The organism is Mesorhizobium sp. M8A.F.Ca.ET.057.01.1.1 (assembly GCF_003952565.1).
GTDB lineage: Bacteria > Pseudomonadota > Alphaproteobacteria > Rhizobiales > Rhizobiaceae > Mesorhizobium.
Window position 1 is genome coordinate 3,705,460 of sequence record NZ_CP034454.1, and the last position, 15,076, is coordinate 3,720,535.

General features: G+C 61.9%; 17 protein-coding genes, 1 tRNA gene and 1 pseudogene. 8 read left to right on the forward strand and 11 right to left on the reverse strand.

Annotated elements, in window-relative coordinates; all coding sequences use genetic code 11:
* Positions 1–5: 5 nt before the first annotated feature.
* Positions 6–533 (reverse strand): gamma carbonic anhydrase family protein, encoded by a 528-nt coding sequence (locus EJ077_RS17540; protein ID WP_208695412.1) that lies wholly within the window; start codon positions 531–533, stop codon positions 6–8.
* A 19-nt stretch (positions 534–552) separates the two neighbouring features.
* Positions 553–888, reverse strand: coding sequence for a DUF6949 family protein (locus tag EJ077_RS17545; RefSeq protein WP_127280579.1), 336 nt, complete (start codon positions 886–888; stop codon positions 553–555).
* Between the two features lie 113 nt (positions 889–1,001).
* On the opposite strand from EJ077_RS17545, the gene EJ077_RS17550 reads away from it, so the two are divergent.
* On the forward strand, positions 1,002–1,733 hold the full coding sequence (locus EJ077_RS17550; protein WP_208695413.1) for a hypothetical protein: 732 nt from the start codon (positions 1,002–1,004) through the stop codon (positions 1,731–1,733).
* 55 nt (positions 1,734–1,788) lie between these two features.
* Here EJ077_RS17550 and EJ077_RS17555 read toward each other — a convergent pair whose 3' ends face one another.
* On the reverse strand, positions 1,789–1,992 hold the full coding sequence (locus tag EJ077_RS17555; protein ID WP_006200852.1) for a DUF3126 family protein: 204 nt from the start codon (positions 1,990–1,992) through the stop codon (positions 1,789–1,791).
* A gap of 145 nt (positions 1,993–2,137) precedes the next feature.
* The gene (gene cysE, locus EJ077_RS17560) at positions 2,138–2,986 is read right to left on the reverse strand and encodes a serine O-acetyltransferase (protein WP_208695414.1); all 849 of its coding nucleotides are present in this window, start codon (positions 2,984–2,986) and stop codon (positions 2,138–2,140) included.
* A gap of 134 nt (positions 2,987–3,120) precedes the next feature.
* Here cysE and EJ077_RS17565 point away from each other — a divergent pair, with 134 nt between their 5' ends.
* The gene (locus tag EJ077_RS17565) at positions 3,121–3,717 is read left to right on the forward strand and encodes a hypothetical protein (RefSeq protein WP_208695415.1); all 597 of its coding nucleotides are present in this window, start codon (positions 3,121–3,123) and stop codon (positions 3,715–3,717) included.
* 44 nt (positions 3,718–3,761) lie between these two features.
* On the opposite strand, the gene EJ077_RS17570 is transcribed toward EJ077_RS17565, so the two are convergent.
* The 3 genes from EJ077_RS17570 to EJ077_RS17580 are packed head-to-tail and all read right to left on the reverse strand — an operon-like array spanning position 3,762 to position 5,730.
* The gene (locus tag EJ077_RS17570; RefSeq protein WP_208695416.1) at positions 3,762–4,529 is read right to left on the reverse strand and encodes an alpha/beta fold hydrolase; all 768 of its coding nucleotides are present in this window, start codon (positions 4,527–4,529) and stop codon (positions 3,762–3,764) included.
* A gap of 17 nt (positions 4,530–4,546) precedes the next feature.
* On the reverse strand, positions 4,547–5,110 hold the full coding sequence (locus tag EJ077_RS17575; RefSeq protein ID WP_208695417.1) for a DUF192 domain-containing protein: 564 nt from the start codon (positions 5,108–5,110) through the stop codon (positions 4,547–4,549).
* 23 nt (positions 5,111–5,133) lie between these two features.
* Positions 5,134–5,730 carry a cold-shock protein gene (locus tag EJ077_RS17580; protein ID WP_032935881.1) on the reverse strand — a complete coding sequence of 199 codons (597 nt, stop codon included), beginning with the start codon at positions 5,728–5,730 and terminating at the stop codon, positions 5,134–5,136.
* Positions 5,731–5,946: 216 nt separating this feature from the next.
* On the opposite strand from EJ077_RS17580, the gene gloA reads away from it, so the two are divergent.
* Complete coding sequence (gene gloA, locus EJ077_RS17585; RefSeq protein ID WP_127280045.1) at positions 5,947–6,387, forward strand: lactoylglutathione lyase; 441 nt, start codon at positions 5,947–5,949, stop codon at positions 6,385–6,387.
* Positions 6,388–6,519: 132 nt separating this feature from the next.
* The gene (locus tag EJ077_RS17590) at positions 6,520–6,813 is read left to right on the forward strand and encodes a DUF2218 domain-containing protein (RefSeq protein ID WP_135880248.1); all 294 of its coding nucleotides are present in this window, start codon (positions 6,520–6,522) and stop codon (positions 6,811–6,813) included.
* A gap of 47 nt (positions 6,814–6,860) precedes the next feature.
* Here EJ077_RS17590 and EJ077_RS17595 read toward each other — a convergent pair whose 3' ends face one another.
* Together EJ077_RS17595 and ilvA are read right to left on the reverse strand one after the other, a co-directional pair.
* Positions 6,861–7,415, reverse strand: a complete 555-nt coding sequence (locus EJ077_RS17595) for a DUF1697 domain-containing protein (RefSeq protein WP_208695418.1) — start codon at positions 7,413–7,415, stop codon at positions 6,861–6,863.
* Positions 7,412–8,667 (reverse strand): annotated as a pseudogene (ilvA, locus tag EJ077_RS17600) (threonine ammonia-lyase IlvA). The gene EJ077_RS17595 and the pseudogene ilvA overlap by 4 nt, the downstream one beginning before the upstream one ends.
* 414 nt (positions 8,668–9,081) lie before the next feature.
* On the opposite strand from ilvA, the gene EJ077_RS17605 reads away from it, so the two are divergent.
* Entirely contained in the window at positions 9,082–10,155 is a 1,074-nt protein-coding gene (locus EJ077_RS17605; RefSeq protein WP_208695419.1) for an alpha/beta hydrolase, read from the forward strand.
* 142 nt (positions 10,156–10,297) lie between these two features.
* The gene (locus EJ077_RS17610) at positions 10,298–11,455 is read left to right on the forward strand and encodes an alpha/beta hydrolase (RefSeq protein WP_208695420.1); all 1,158 of its coding nucleotides are present in this window, start codon (positions 10,298–10,300) and stop codon (positions 11,453–11,455) included.
* 24 nt (positions 11,456–11,479) lie between these two features.
* On the opposite strand, the gene ade is transcribed toward EJ077_RS17610, so the two are convergent.
* Positions 11,480–13,297, reverse strand: coding sequence for an adenine deaminase (gene ade / locus EJ077_RS17615; protein ID WP_208695421.1), 1,818 nt, complete (start codon positions 13,295–13,297; stop codon positions 11,480–11,482).
* Between the two features lie 586 nt (positions 13,298–13,883).
* Between ade and EJ077_RS17620 the strand changes: the two genes are divergently transcribed.
* Positions 13,884–13,969, forward strand: a tRNA-Leu gene (locus EJ077_RS17620).
* Positions 13,970–14,032: 63 nt separating this feature from the next.
* Here EJ077_RS17620 and EJ077_RS17625 read toward each other — a convergent pair.
* Positions 14,033–14,320, reverse strand: coding sequence for a PilZ domain-containing protein (locus EJ077_RS17625; RefSeq protein WP_208695422.1), 288 nt, complete (start codon positions 14,318–14,320; stop codon positions 14,033–14,035).
* Between the two features lie 211 nt (positions 14,321–14,531).
* On the opposite strand from EJ077_RS17625, the gene EJ077_RS17630 reads away from it, so the two are divergent.
* Complete coding sequence (locus EJ077_RS17630) at positions 14,532–15,071, forward strand: J domain-containing protein (protein ID WP_208695423.1); 540 nt, start codon at positions 14,532–14,534, stop codon at positions 15,069–15,071.
* Positions 15,072–15,076 lie beyond the last annotated feature (5 nt).

Below are 15,076 nucleotides of genomic sequence, written 5' to 3' on the forward strand. Positions count from 1 at the left end.
GAGGCTCAGAGCTTCTTCAATCCCGCCTTGAAGCGTTTGCCATTGGCGACGTAGTGCGCGGCCGAGGCGCGCAGCCTGGCGACCGCCGCGTCGTCCAGCACCCTGATCGCCTTGGCGGGCGAGCCGACGATCAGCGAATTGTCGGGAAATTCCTTGCCTTCGGTGACCAGCGCGCCGGCGCCGACCAGTGAATTCCTGCCGATCCTGGCGCCGTTCAGCACGATGGCGCCCATGCCGATCAGGCTGTTGTCACCAATCGTGCAGCCATGCAGCATGGCGCGGTGGCCGATGGTGCATCCTTCGCCGATGGTGAGCGGAAAGCCGGGATCAGTGTGCATGACAGTATGCTCCTGCACATTGGTATCGGCGCCGATGACGATGGGATCGTTGTCGCCCCTGATGACGACGCCGAACCAGAAGCCGGCATTGCGGCCGATCCTGATGTCGCCAATCAGCGTGGCGTCGGGCGCGATCCAGTTCGAGTCCGCGTCGGCGAAGCTGGGCTCCGTTCCATCGATCGCATAAAGCGGCATTGTCGGTCTCCGAATCGTCTCAGGCTGGAAACCCTAGGAGACGGACCGCCCATGAAGCAATGGCGAGCACGACGATGCCCAGCGCCAGCGACCAGGCAATGGCGGTGCAGCCGCATGACAGGAGCGCCACTGTCGAAATGCGATCCTGGCGCCGCGCATCGAGGGCTTCGTTGACCAGCATGAACGGCCCCGCGCCGGCGGTGGCAGCCAGCGAGCGCAGCACATGCGAGGGCGACACATAAGGCTCGGCGAAGGCGACCTTGCGACCCGACACCAACTCCATTGTCGAGCCCGTCAGGCCACAAACGGTCAGCCCGACGACAAAAGCGAACAGCAAGAGTTCCATCTGGGCCATATTAACCCTCCATTTACCATGAAATCGCACAGTCGTTTCAGGAAACTGCAAGAGCCGTGCCGTGCGATGTGTGCCGCCGCTGGGCACCCGGACGGTGATGGACGAGGACCGAGATGAAGCAGGCAGCGATCGCCGACGGCCCAGAACTCACCATCGTCGATTCCATGCTGATGAAGCGGGTGTTCTACGCGTTCGCGGCTCTGGCCTTGCTATCGATGGCCATCAGCCTTGGCGGCAAATGGTTCGGCCGTTCCATTGCCATGGCGGGATATACCGACGACGCGACCGTACGCGAAGTGGTGATCGGCAACAACATCATCACCGTGCCGGCCAATTTCATCAGGTTCGAGCCGGCCCGGCGCGACGGCATCGCCTCGCGCCTCGACCTTTACCTGCGCTATCCCCAGATGGACGGCTACAGCGAGGCGTCGCGCGATGATTTCAATCACGCCGGAACCAACAGGAACATCATCTTCCTGTCCTTCGAGCAGCAGATGATGTCGCGCGACATGAGTGGCCGGTTCGGTCCGATCTACAGTGCGTTGATCGTCCAGCCCGGCATTCCAGGGCCTGGCGGCACGACGGTCTACGGGTTCAATGAAAAATCAGGCTACCTGAACGAGGTGCTGGTCGTCGGCAAGCGCGCGGGCAGGGATCCCTTCGTGGCCCGCTGCCTCAGCGGTCCTAGCGCCGGCGACTCGCTGGCTCCTTGCGAGCGGGACATCCATGTCGGGGATGATCTCAGTCTTACCTATCGCTTTCCAAGGGAATTCCTTGGCGACTGGCAGACGCTCGACGCGGCGATCACGGCCGAGGCAGGACGCATCCTCAAGGCCGGACATTGACCGGCTGGAAGCAGGGCCGGCCGCGCTCGACGCGGCGTGCCCTGGCATTGCGGGCTCAGGCCAGGTCGATGTCCAGGATCGCCATCGAGAAATTATAGTCGCCGTCGTCCTCGTCCTTGAAGACGATACCGAGGAATTCGTCGCCGACATAGACTTCGGCCGAATCTTCCTTGCGCGGCCGTGCCTTGACCTCAAGCTTGGGGTTCTGGAAGACGCGCTTGAAATAGGCGTCCAGCTTTCTGATTTCGTCCGGCTTCAACAGTCTTCTCCGATCATCGGGCTTGCTCGTTTGAACGGCGCTTCTGGCACGTCGACAATGGCGATGTAAAGGCAAGCCGGTCTTATTGCACCGGAAGCGGCAGTGCCGCCGGGCAAATCGCAATCATGCGGGCACTGCCAGCAAATCAGATATCGAAACTGATCACGTGATCCATCTTCTGCGACGGCAGAAGCTGGTCCATCTGGCGCGAAGGCTGGTCGCAGCCGGTCTCACCAACCACGCGGGCCGGCACGCCGGCGACCGTCTTGTTGTGCGGCACAGGCGACAGCACCACCGATCCGGCGGCAATCTTGGAGCAATGGCCGATTTCGATGTTACCGAGAATCTTGGCGCCGGCGCCAATCAGCACGCCGTAGCGGATCTTGGGATGGCGGTTGCCGCCGGCCTTGCCGGTGCCGCCCAGCGTCACGCCATGCAGGATCGACACGTCGTCCTCGATGACCGCCGTCTCGCCGACGACGAGGCCGGTGGCGTGATCGATGAAGATGCCCTTGCCGATGCGCGCGGCCGGATTGATATCGGTCTGGAAGACAGCGGACGAACGGCTCTGCAGGTAGAGCGCGAAATCCTTGCGGCCGTGGTTCCACAGCCAATGCGCCAACCGATGGGTCTGGATGGCGTGAAAGCCCTTGAAGTAGAGCACCGGCATGATGAACCGGTCGCAAGCCGGGTCGCGGTCATAATAGGCCTGGATGTCGACGCGCACCGTGGTTGGCCAGTCCTTGTCGTCGGCGAGCATCGACTTGAAGGTCTGGCGGATGAGATCGGAGCCGATATCCTGGTGCGCCAGCCGCTCCGCGATCCTGTGAATGACCGCCTCTTCCAGGCTCTCCTGGTTGAGGATCGTCGAATAGAGGAACGCCGCCAGCAGCGGGTCGCGGTTGACCGCTTCCATCGCTTCGTCGCGGATCGAACGCCAGATCGGATCGACCGGCTGCAACGCACTGTGGCGGGAAATGCTGATGCTGTTCATCGACGTCTCATCCTGCGTCCTGCTAGTCTGCCTGCCTGTCCGGCCGCACATATAAGCCAGATCATAGCACGATTGAACTCAAATTTCCTTAGTGCTGTGTCAAATGGATTTGGTTCGTAGGAATTCAAGCAGCCATGGAAAACGAACCCTTGATCGACGACGCCCTGAAAACCGAGCTTTCTGTCCTCTACCAGGCCGCCGGCCGCCATTACCACAACCTCGCGCATATCGAAGCGATGCTAACGCTGGCTGGCGACTATCAACCGCTTCTGGACGACCCCGAAGCCGTCGAAGCGGCGATCTGGTTCCACGACGCCATCTACGACAGCAGGGCCAAGGACAATGAAGCGCAAAGTGCCGCCCTTGCCGAGCAAAAGCTCGCCGGCCGCACCGATGCCGTCCGCCTCAAGCGCATCAGCGCGATGATCCTCGCCACCGCCACGCACCAGTTGCCACTGTTCGACAACGCGGCGGCGACCCGCGACGCCAGCCTATTCCTCGACATGGACCTGTCGATCCTGGGCGCCGACACGGTTGCGTTCGATGCCTATGAACGCTCGGTTCGCCGTGAATATGGCTGGGTTGAAGAGCCGATGTGGCGTGCTGGCCGCGGCGGGGTGCTGAAGACCTTCCTTGCCCGACCGCATATCTTCCACACGCAGGAATTTCGCCAGCGCTTCGAGCCGCGGGCAAGGCTGAACATGGCGCGGTCGTTGCAAGCCTTGACGTAGCTTAGTTTCGGAATCCGAGGCGCTCGTCCCAAGAAACCGGCGCCTCAAAGCGGATTTTCGGCGTAGAACTCCAGCACCCTTTGCTTGAAGGTCTTGTCCCCGACGGCCAGCATATGGTCGCGGCCCTCGATGTGGAGGGCCCTGGCATTGGGCATCAGCGCCCCAAGCTCGTCCGGCGAGCCGCCGATGTCGTCAGTGGTACCGACCGCGATCAGCGTCGGTTGGGCGATGCGGGCAATGTCCTCTTCAGTGAGCAATTCGCGCGACTTGGCGATGCAGGCGGCAAGCGCGCGGCGATCGCTGCGGGTCTGGTCGGCGAAGGCGCGAAAAGCGCGGCCACGCGGATGGGTGGTCGCGGCCGGATCCTCGGCAAGAAGGGCGGCGGCGATCGGATCCCAATCGCCGACCCCATCGATCATCCCGATGCCGAGGCCGCCAAAGACCAGCGTCGCCACCTTGTCCGGATCGGACAGCGCCAGGAAGGCCGCGATGCGCGCGCCCATCGAATAGCCCATGACATGGGCCCGCTCGATGCCGAGATGATCGAGCAGGGCGGCGGCGTCCGAAGCCATTTTCGCTGGCGTATAATCGGCCTCGTCGTAACTCTTGGATGACGCGCCGTGGCCGCGATTGTCGAAGGCGATGGCGCGATAGCCGGCTTCGTTGAGTGTCTTGAACCAGCCGGGAGATACCCAGTTGACATAATGGCTCGAGGCGAACCCGTGGATCATCAGCACGGGATCGCCCGCGCCCGAGGCCGGCTGGCGGTCGAGAAAGGCAAGATCGAACCCGTCATGGGAAAAAAACTGCATGGGAGGTGATCCCCGCCTCAGTCGGAATCGACGTTCGGAGAATCGCCCTTGTCCGCGGGCGGCATGCCAGGACCCGATGCCGTGCCGATTGCTGGATGGCGCAGCAGATCGCCGTCCGCGATGCCGTCCCTGGCGGCCGTGCCGGCCTTGAGCTCAAGCACGAAGCGGACCGGCTCGCCCGGCGAGACGATCGCCTCGGATTGCGGCTCGCCCTGCTTGATCGCGCGGATCCTGCCGTCCTGGCCGACGAAGATCAGATCGAGCGGCATCGGCGTGTTCTTCATCCAGAAACTGACGTCGCGCGTCTCGTCGAAAACGAACAGCATGCCATGATTGGCGGCCATGTCCTCGCGAAACATCAGGCCGGCTTCCCGCTCGGCCTCGGTATCGGCGACTTCGATCGAGAAGGAGCGTTTGCCATTCTTGGTCACAGCGACCAGCGGCGCCGGATCGACCGGAAGGATCATCGCCCGGCCATCGGCCGCGCTGGGTACCTGGAAATAGAAGAATGAGGCGGCGGCGACTATGACGGCAGCCACGGCGCACATCACGCCCGCCGTCAACCCGTTCCTGTGTATCATATGAAATCCTCGGCCGGATCGCCCTAGTGCGAGACCGGCAAGGTGCCCATATCGGGGTGAATTTCGGCGGCCATAAGGCCTTTGTCACCGCGGCCGAAACGGACAAGTACGACCTGCCCCGGCCGAAGCTCGGTGATGCCGTAGCGCCGCAAGGTCTCCATATGGACGAAAATGTCCTCGGTCCCCTCGCCGCGCGTCAGGAAGCCAAACCCTTTGGTGCGGTTGAACCATTTGACCAAAGCACGTTCGAGCCCGCTCTCCGGCGTCACCGAGACATGGGTGCGCTGTTCCTGCATTTCCGCGGGATGGACGGCGGTGGTGACATCCATGGAAAGCACGCGGAAGGCCTGCAGCCCGCGCTCGCCCTGCTTCACAAGGCAGACCACGCGTGCGCCTTCCAAGGCTGTCTGGAAACCATCCCGTCGAAGACATGTCACATGGAGGAGGATATCGCCCGAAACACCGTCATCGGGAAGGATGAAGCCATAGCCCTTGGCCACATCGAACCACTTGATGGCGCCGGCGATTTCGGCCAAGTCGGCGGCGTCGCCACCTTCGTCGCGCGTCAAGGCGTCGCCAAGGGTATTGGCCCGCCCCGTCAAAGAGGCCTTTTCCCCCATAAGAATGCCCCCTTTATTCAAGAACACCGCAACTGATTCTTGACACCAGATTAACACCGTGGCTTCCGGTGTGTGCAAGACCTGACGTGCCTTTTTTCACGGTTCATTGCGGGAATACCGGATTTGTTCTTTGCCGGCGCCGCCTGACGCCGGACGATTGCCCTTTGACCGGGCCGACCCTATGTTGCGCGCGACCCAACAGATCGAGGAAAACACATGCGTTATCTGCACACCATGGTCCGCGTCGCCGATGTCGATGCCTCGCTCGATTTCTACTGCAACAAGCTCGGGCTGAAGGAAGTTCGCCGCTATGAAAACGAGCAGGGCCGCTTCACGCTGATCTTCCTGGCGGCATCCGAGGACGAGCAGAGCGGCATCGCCGACAAGGCGCCGCTGGTCGAACTTACCTACAACTGGGATCCGGAAGACTACAAGGGCGGGCGCAATTTCGGCCACCTCGCCTACGAGGTAGACGACATCTACGCGACCTGCCAGCGACTGATGGACAATGGCGTCACCATTAACCGGCCGCCGCGCGACGGCAACATGGCCTTTATCAGGTCGCCGGACGGCATCTCCATCGAGCTTCTGCAGAAAGGCCCCGCCAAGGCCAAGGCGGAACCGTGGGCGTCGATGGCGAACACCGGAAGCTGGTAATCGATCACCTTTTCGAGTGGCCGGCGGCCACTCCCATGGTGTTTCGCGTGGCTGTGCCTATCTATCCGGCTATGGCGCCTGCCGCAAAAAGCGGCGCCACGTCACGAGATTGAGCTTCGGAGAACCCCCTTCATGCCGACCAGCCATGCCAATGTCGCCACGGCGCACGCGAGCCGCTATCTGCAGCAGTTGTGCAAACATTGGGCGCACAAGTTTCCCGTCGAGTTCGACCCCAACCACGGCGTCATCGACCTTTCACTCGGCCGCACGATCATGGACGCCGACGGGGCAGCGCTGCACATCACGGTATCGACCGACGAAGCCGCTTCGATCGAGCGGCTCGAAAGCGTCGTTGCCGACCACATCAAGCGCTTTGCGTTCCGCGAAGAACTGGCCTTCGACTGGAAACGCGCCGAGGCGGCGTAGTTCGTTCACGCGTGTCGCCGCCGCGCATTTCCGGCGAGACGCATGGCTCAATCGCTATCGGACTTGCGCGCCATCTCCAGCAGCGCCAGCACCGAGCGCCAATTACGGGCCGTCCCCGGCACTTTCAACGTGCGTGGAATGAGGCTGGCGAACACCGATTTGCCAAGCCCGTCCGGCGCGCTGAGATATAGCACGTCGCCCTTGACCTCGAAGCGCTCGGGCCCGGTACATTTTTCGGCCAGCCGCGCCACCTCATCGGCGGTCGGCTCACGCTCCAGCGCGTAGGCGTGGAGCTTCGTGTGGTCGGCGGCCGATTCCGGATAGGGGTTTTCGCGCACCAGCCGTTCGAACCATTCGAAATCGCGCACCATGATGCGCGAATGGAAACCCCATTTTGCCTCGAAAGCCGCCTCGATTCGCTTGGTCAGCGCGGCCGCGTCGCCCTTATCGGCCCGGAATACGGCATTGCCGCTCTGCACATAGGTCGAGACGGCGGAAAAGCCGAGATCCTCGAAGAACGACCGCAACTCCGCCATCTTGACGATGCGGTTGCCGCCGACATTGATGCCGGAAAACAGGGCGATGAAGATCTTTCCGCTCATATGATGAAACCCGCCAGTGTTTCGTTGTCGGTGATGTCCTGATATTGGACGCCCTCAGCCTCGAAATTCGCCCTGAGCAGATCGAAATTGCGGCGATCCTTGGTTTCGATGCCGATCAGAACCGAGCCGAAGTTGCGCGCCGACTTCTTCAGATATTCGAAGCGCGCAATGTCGTCATCCGGACCCAGCATTTCGAGGAAGTCGCGCAACGCGCCCGGCCGCTGCGGGAAGCGGATGATGAAGTATTTCTTCAGGCCTTCGAAGCGCAGCGCCCGTTCCTTGACATCCGGCAACCGCTCGAAATCGAAATTGCCGCCTGACACCACCGCGACAATGGTCTTGCCCCTGATTTCCTTCCTCGAAAAGTCCTTCAGCGCATCGATCGCCAACGCGCCGGCGGGTTCCAGGACAACGCCTTCGACGTTGAGCATCTCGATCATGGTCGCACAGAGCCGGTTTTCCGGGATCAGCCGCACGCTGTCGGCGGCAAACTCCTTGAGATAGCGCAAAGGTTCGCGGCCGATCTCGGCGACCGCCGCGCCGTCGACGAAGTTGTCGACCTTGGCGAGCTTCAGCCGTTTTCCGGCCGCAAGGCTCTCGCGCAGGCTCGGTGCACCGGCCGGCTCGCAGAAGACGAAACGCGCCTCACGCCCCTGGTCGGCAAAATAGTGCGTCACCCCCGCAGCCAGACCGCCGCCACCCACAGGCAGCATGACGATGTCGGGCATGCGCCCGCCCGGCATCTGGTCCGCGATCTCGTAGGCGACCGTCGCTTGGCCCTCGATGATGTCCTTGTGGTCGAAGGGCGGCACCATATGGGCACCGGAGCTTTCGGTGAATTCGAAGGCGGCGCGGTAGCAGTCGTCGAAAAAATCGCCGACCAGCCTGATCTCGACGAAGTCGCCGCCAAACAGCCTGGTCTTGTCAATCTTCTGCTGCGGGGTCGTCACCGGCATGAACACCACCCCTTCTTGCCGAAATGGCGGCAGACGAAGGCAAAGCCCTGCGCATGGTTGCCGGCGGATGCACAGACAAACAGTTCGGCCTGGTTGCCTTCGCCAAGCGCCTTGCGGAAGAAGTTGAACGCGCCACGGATCTTATAGGACCGCACGGGACTCAAATCCTCGCGCTTCAACAGCACCCGCGCGCCTGTCTTTTTCGACAGATAGTCATTTTCCTGCAGCGGTGTCTGCGGGAAGATCTGGCGGATCGCGGAGGCGGCGGTGGCGACGCGCGAGGAAAAGCTGGTCATGGCAAGATCATCCCGGATCGCCCGCAGGCGAGTTAGACAATAACCCTATTACACATCCGGAACCCTATTACACATCCGGCACCGCAAGACCATTGCCCGGTCGAGCCCGCCTGCAACGGTGCCTTCCCGAAATGCTTGCAAGCACTTGCGAATGTTTGTTCATGCTTTTGCATCGAGCCTGGCCGGGCCATGGTTGGACGCCCGAAGTCGACATGCGGCCGGGATGCAGGTCTCTGCCTTCCGCCACGTTGCGGCCTTCCTGCCGCTTTGGCTTTCGCGCAACACTGCGATGACCGTCACGAGGCGCCGACCGCATTTTGGCTGGACATGACTTACTTCCGCCGCACTTCGCCTGCTGGGGAGATATCGCGGAGGGTGGACGGCCCTTTTTTGGGCTCGATCGGAATTTTTGACGTGCAATTGAAGACGATTTGCATTCTAGCGCTCGCCTTGCTGGTGGCAGGCTGCGGAGGCCGCAAAACCGAGGAACTGCTCGGCAGCGCGGTCATGTCCGTGCCGGTGACGGAAATCGCGGGCAACCACTCGATCTTCATCGCCACGACGCGCAAGAAGTCCGACGATCCCAACAAGGTTTTCGACGGCGAACGCTCTGCCACGCTGAACTACGCCCGCGTCAACGTCACCGTTCCGGGGGTCCACACGACCGGCCAGATCGAGCGTCGCTCACGCGGCAAGTCGGATGATCCGGCCAAATATTTCATGGCTTCCGAGGTCATCGGCTACGATACCCAACCGAAATTCTCCAGCGCGCTCAACACCGACATCGCGGCGCGGGGCGGCCGGGTGATGGTCTTCGTCCATGGCTACAACACCGGCTTCGACGACGCCGTCTACCGCTTGACCCAGATCGTGCATGATTCCGGCTATCCCGGGACACCGGTGCTGTTCTCCTGGGCCTCGGGCGCCAAGACAACCGACTATGTCTATGACAAGGAAAGCGCCAGCGCCGCCCGCGACCAGCTCGAAGTGACGTTGCGAATGCTGCAGCAGTCCGGTGCGCGGCGCATCGACATTGTCGCCCATTCGATGGGGACCTGGGTGACAATGGAAACGCTGCGCCAGATGGCTATCAGCGGCGACCGCGATCTTGGCGGCAAGCTTGGTGACGTGGTGCTGGCCTCTCCCGACATCGATGTCGATGTGTTCAAGAGCCAGATGCGCCGCTACGGAAAGCCCGACAAGCCGTTCATCCTGCTGTTGTCGGACGACGACCGCGCGCTGAGGTTGTCAGGCCTGATCGCCGGTTCGCGGCCACGCGTCGGCGATTACAAGGATGCCGCGGATCTTGCTTCCTACGGCGTGACGGTCGTGGATCTCTCGAAGGTCAAAGGCAGCGACAGCTTCAACCACACGAAATTCGCCGACAATCCGGCACTGGTGAAGATGATCGGCCAACGGCTGCGCGAGGACGATGGGTTCGCCAGCGACCGGGACGTGACCGATCGCATCAGCCTGCTTGGACAGTAGATGGGGCGGAACGGTTTTCGCCAAGCCTGTTCACCATCGCCGGACTATTGGCCCACTTTGAACTGGACCGCGCCCGTCTCTGGCCTTATCGGAGTATCGAGCGACGTCATGCGTTTGACGTCCCCTATGCGGGAGCCGACGCGTGGCCTTGCGCTTGAAGAGTTTACTCGTCGCATTTGCGCTCGCTGTCGCCGGCTGCGCCGGCCCGACGCACGACCTCCTCAACAAGACTACTGTCGCCGCACCTGCTTCGGATATCGCGGCCACGCATGAGATTTTTGTTGCGACGACGCGCCAGAAGGCGGTGAAAGACCCGCGGCAGGTCTTCGACGGCGACCGTTCGTTGACCACCAGTTTCGCGCGGGTCGATGTCACGGTTCCGAAGAGCCATCAAGTCGGCAACATCGAGCGGGCCAAGGGGACCGCCAACAGCAATCCGGCCAAGGATTTCACCGCCAAGGATGTCACCTACTATGAAGGCGCGCCGCAATTCGCCAAGGCGTTCGGCGCCGACATCACCATGCGCGGCGACCGCGCGCTGGTCTTCGTGCACGGCTTCAACAACGGCTTCGACGACGGCGTTTACCGGCTGACGCAGATCGCCCACGACACAAAGTACCCCGGCACCCCGGTGCTGTTCTCATGGGCGTCGAGCGCCAGGGCGACGGGCTATATCTACGACAAGGACAGTTCCACCGCCGCCCGTGACGATCTCGAGGCAACGCTCAGGATGATCGCCAAGACGCGGGTCAAGAGCATCGACATCATCGCCCATTCGATGGGAACCTGGTTGACGATGGAGGCGCTGCGCCAACTCGCCATCACCGGCGACCGCGATCTCGGCGGCAAGCTGGGTTATGTCATCCTTGCCTCACCGGACATCGACGTCGACGTGTTCAAGAAGCAGATGATCCGTTATGGCAAACCCGACAAGCCGTTCGCCGTGCTGCTTTCAGGCGACGACCGGGCTCTCAAATTGTCTTCGTTTATCTCTGGCGACAAACCGCGTGTCGGCGACTATGGCAACGCCGCCGATCTCGCCTCCTATGGCGTGGCCGTTGTCGACCTGACCAAGACGAAGGGCGGCGACGGCGGCCTCAACCACGCCAAATTCGCCGACAACCCGTTCCTAGTGCAATTGCTCGGGAATCGGCTGCGCACCCCGGCCGGCCTGGCCGCGGACGAGGACCCGGCACAGCTCACCAATATCGGTCAGGGCCTGGGAAAGGTCGTCGGCTCCGCCGCCGAAGTCATCATCACGACGCCGTTCAAGGTACTGACCATCGCCACCGGCGGGTAGGCAGCCAAGAACGGACGGCTGGCCTCAGACGAACAGATCGACTTTCTGGAACGTCGTTACGTCGATCAGCCCGACGTCGGAAATCCTGAGCTCGGGAATGACCACCAACGCCAGCAGCGAGTGCTGCATGTAAGCGTTGTTGAGGGAACAGCCCACCTTGCGCATCGCCTCGGTCAGTTTCTCAGCCTTGGCGGCGACGATCTCGGCGCGCTCGTCCGACATCAGCCCGGCGATCGGCATTTCGACCAGCGCGAGCTCCTTGCCCCTGGAGAACAGCACGACGCCGCCGCCGACTTCCCCCAGCCGGTTCACGGCCAGCGCCATGTCCTGCTTGTTGGTGCCAACGCAGATGATGTGATGGGCGTCATGGGCGACGCTGGAGGCCATGGCGCAGTCGGCCATGTAACCGAAACCGGAGACGAAGGCATTGGTGACGCCACCCGTGCCCCTGTGCCGCTCGACCAGCGCGATCTGGCATATGTCGTTGCGGCGATCCATGGCGACCAGCCCTTCCTCGACTGGCAGATCGGCCTCCAGCGCGCGCGTGGGTGCCTGGTTCTCGATGACGCCGATCACCCGCACCCGCACTTCGTTGGCGCCCTTGGGTGCCGCGACATCGAAATCGCCGGCCTTCAGTTTCTTGCCCAACTTGACGGTGTTCTTCGCCGTCTTCGGATAATCATAGGCCGGAATGTCGATGTCGAGCTTGCCGCCCTTGGCCAGCCTGACGCCGCGCGCATAGACCTCGTCGATGATCATTGCGGCGAGATCGGAGACGATCAGCAGGTCGGCCAACCGCCCCGGCGCGATCGAACCGATCTCACGTTCCAGCTTGAAATGAAGGGCGGTGTTGAGCGTTGCCATCTGGATCGCGGTCACCGGCTTCAGCCCCTGTTGGATGGCGTGGCGCACCACCCGGTCCATGTGCCCCTCATGCACCAGCGTGCCGGAATGGCTATCGTCGGTGCACAGGATGAAATTGCGCGGATCGATGCCGCTCTCCGTCACCGCCTTGATCTGCGAGGCAACATCGTACCAGGCCGAGCCCAGCCTGAGCATCGCCTTCATGCCCTGGCGCACGCGGGCGATGGCGTCCTCGGCGCGCGTGCCCTCGTGGTCGTCCTCGGGTCCGCCGGCGACATAGCCGTGGAACGGCAGACCAAGATCGCGCGAGGCGTAGTGGCCGCCGACCGTCTTGCCAGCCTTGACCGTCGCGGCGATCTCGCCCGACATCACCGGATCGTTGGCGGCGACGCCAGGGAAATTCATCACCTCGCCAAGTCCGATGATGTTTTCCCAGGTCATCGCTTCAGCGACATCGGCGACCGTCAGCTCGGCGCCGGCATGTTCGAGCCCGGGCGCCGAGGGCACACAGGACGGCATCTGCACATGCACGTTGACGGGCATGGCCACCGCCTCGTCATGCATTAGCCGCACGCCCGGCAGGCCCAGCACATTGGCGATCTCGTGCGGATCGATGAACATCGAGGTGGTGCCGTGCGGGATGACCGCGCGGCAGAATTCGGTGACCGTCACCATGCCGCTCTCGACATGCATGTGCGCGTCGCAAAGGCCGGGCACGAGATAGCGTCCGCCTGCGTCGACCACCTTGGTGCCCTGCCCGATCGTGTGGCTGGCATTCGGCCCGCAATAGGCGAAGCGGCCGCCTGATATGGCGATGTCGGTGCCGGCGATGATCTCGCCCGAATGGACGTTCACCCAGCGCCCGTTGCGGATCACGAGATCGGCGGGTTTGCGGCCCATCGCGACATCGACCAGATCGGTCGCCATGTCGGTCCACGGTTTGGGTTTCGTCGCACGGGCGGGCGGCTTCCTGGCCATCAAAGACTCCTGTTTGCCCGACTGTGCCAAGCCGACGGCGTTTTGGCCAGCGAGCAAGCGGGGATTTGCGCGAAGATTGCCGGATCGGCGCCGAAGCCGACCTATTCCTCGATCGATGGCACGGCGGAACCCGACCGGCCCGGAAATGTCGCTGGCGATTGATCGTGTGCTGGTCTACGGCATAGGCGGCGGCGTCCTCGCCGGCATCGAGACGTCGCAAGCCGCGGGCACTGCCTTCTCAGACACACGCAGCACCGTCGGCCGGACCGCCGTGTCGGCGTCGATTACGCGCCGACTGACAAGTTCTGGGCGTCGCCACTGGCGTTGCTCAACAAGAAGCGCGCAGACCAATCTTGCCGGAAGTGGGGGGCGGCCGGCGTCCCCAGTGGGCGGGGGAATGGGTTGGGCCTGAGAGGCGCCGGCCATGGCGGATCAAGTCCGCCGCGCAGATATTTACCGATGCCCGCGGCGCGGATAATTCCGTGATCGCGCCAGTATCGTTGCGCGCCCTCCTCTGGGTTGCGCGTTCGGGCTCCGCAGAACACGACTTGACGGGCTGTGTCTGGCATCTGAAAAGGGCTGGCCTGCGGACGTGGCGGAATTGGTAGACGCAAGGGACTTAAAATCCCTCGATCTCTGATCGTACGGGTTCGATTCCCGTCGTCCGCACCACATTGAATATCGAACTGCGCTCCCTTGGCAGGCGCGCCGCTGAATATCAGGCAGGCTCCCCTATCATCTAACCTTCAGCGAGAAATTGCCGTGGATTTGGATGCCCAGTCGCTCGCCTTTTCTCCACCGCACTTCCGCCCGATAAGTCGCACCGTCCAACGGCACGCGCAGCCTGAAGGTAGCTGGCACTTCAACGCCCGCGGCAACACGCAACTCGGCGCCGTGCTCATGCTGATTTCTGACGGCGCAGCCTATTTCGCCATCCTGCGTGATTATGAACGCATCCTTCAAAACCACTTCTCTCAAGTGACTTCGACGCTCAATCGGCGGTTCAGAAGGTTTGTCGGTCATGGTAAGCTGCCTCTAACGAGCAAAACGCTATCAGACTAAAGTCTGCGGTGCGGGACGCAAAGGTCTTACGTTTTTGCTTAAGTTCCGTTCTTGTCCTTTGTACGTTCTTTACATTAGCAAATCGTGAAATATTCGACTCTATAATCGTCGTCGGGCTTGCCCCGAACCTGCGGCGGGAGAGCCGAAAAGACGCAGTAAGGGAAAGCCTGGTATGTTCGTCGACTTCTACGAAATGCTGGAAATCAGCCCGAATGCCAATTCGGAAACAATAGAACGCATTTTTCGTCATTTTGCCATGCGCTACCATCCCGACAATCAGGTCACGGGTGATGAGTCGCGCTTCAGCGATATTCTCGAGGCCCACAACACGCTGAAGGATCCGGTCAAGCGTGCGCAATACGATATTCAGTACAAGGCCCATTTGGACCTCCGGGCCGAGCTGACCGATCAGGCGAACAACACGAAGAACCTCGATCGAGATTCCGTCTTTCAAGCCAAAGTGCTGTCACTGCTTTATGTAAAACGCCGACAGGACGTCAATAATCCTGGCATTGGCGACGATGAACTCGAACGAATGTCAGGCTGTCCGCGCGAGCACCTCGAGTTTCATCTCTGGTACCTAAAAGCGAAGGGCTGGATAGCCAGAACGGAAAACGGCACGTTCGCCATCACCGTCGAAGGCATAGATCGCGTTAATTCCGAACATCATCGTGACGCAGCCCCAACCCGATTGTTGGATCATGCAGGCTGAATTGG